This is a genomic window from Streptomyces sp. UNOB3_S3, assembly GCF_020740895.1.
In the GTDB taxonomy this organism is placed as follows: domain Bacteria; phylum Actinomycetota; class Actinomycetes; order Streptomycetales; family Streptomycetaceae; genus Streptomyces.
The window spans coordinates 1-1303 of the sequence record NZ_JAILXP010000694.1 but is presented as its reverse complement, the minus strand read 5'-3'; the positions used below and the strand labels follow the sequence as shown (position 1 = coordinate 1303).

The 1303-nt window shown below is 77.9% G+C and carries 1 protein-coding gene; it reads left to right on the top strand.

Annotated features, from left to right (window positions below):
- Window positions 1-67: 67 nt before the first annotated feature.
- Window positions 68-1303: GTPase (locus K6I33_RS35075; RefSeq protein WP_374286681.1), on the top strand; the 1236-nt coding region annotated here is incomplete at its 3' end.

The window sequence follows — 1303 nt, the reverse complement described above, 5'->3', positions numbered from 1 at the left end:
GGCGACGAACGAGCCAAGCGCCTCGCGCAGTTCGCCCACGCCGGCCCCGGTCAGCGCCGACAGGGCCATGACCGACGCGCCGGGCTCGCCGTACTCGCCGAGCGCCAGCCCGTCCTCCTCTCCCGTGCCCCGCGTCGCCGCGCCCCCCACGCCCGTCGGCCTGGCGCTGCGGCCGCGACTGGACGCCCTGCGCGAGCTGGTCGGGCTGTCGCGGGCACGGCTGGACCGGTACACGCTCGCCGAGGCGAGCCGGGTGCTGGAGGAGGCCGCCGCCCGCCACCGCCACTCCCTGGACCTGACGGTGGTCGCCATCGCCGGGGCGACCGGAAGCGGCAAGTCCACCCTGTTCAACGCCCTGGCCCGGGCCCAGCTCTCGGAGGCCGGGGTGCGCCGGCCGACCACCGCGATGCCCGTCTCCTGCGCCTGGAGCGACCGCGCGGAGGGCCTGCTGGACCGGCTGGGCATCCTGGCCCGGGCCCGCCGCGCTCCCGTACGCCCCTACGACCCGGCGCTCGGCGGGCTCGTCCTGCTCGACCTGCCGGACCACGACTCGGCGGCCACCGGCCACCGGGAGCAGGTGGACCGGCTGCTGGCGCTGGTGGACGCGGTGATCTGGGTGGTGGACCCGGAGAAGTACGCGGACGCCGTGCTGCACGAGCGCTACCTGCGGCCGCTGGCCGGGTACGCCGAGGTGACGTTCGTCGTGCTCAACCAGGTCGACCGGCTCTCCGCCGACGCCGCCGACCAGGTCCTGGACGACCTCCGGCGGCTGCTGGACGAGGACGGGCTGGCGCTCGGCGAGTACGGCGAGCCCGGCGCGTCGGTCATGGCCCTGTCGGCGCTGACCGGGGCCGGCGTGGGCGAACTGCGCGAGGCGCTTGGCTCGTTCGTCGCCCGCCGCAACGCCGCCGAGCTGCGGCTGACCGCGGACGTGAACGGCGTGTCGGCGCGGCTGCGCCCGGCGTATGTGACGGACGTGCGGCCGGGGCTGACGGAACGGGCGCGGCAGGAGTTCGAGGACCGGCTGGCGGAGGCGGTGGGCGCCCAGGCGGCCGGGCTGGCGGCGGAGCGGGCGTGGCGCCGGGACGCCGAGCGGGCGTGCGGGACGACATGGACGCGGCTGCGCTACGGCTACGAGCGGTGCAAGGGGTTCCTGGGCCTGGGGTCCGGCCGGGCGGCGCTCGACGGCGACGGCCACGACACCGGCGGGCGGGACACGGGCGGGCTCGCGGGCGGCGCGTCCGCGCCGCGCCGGACGGCGTCCCGGCCGCTGGTCGAGCAGGCGGTGCGCACCCTGGCGTAC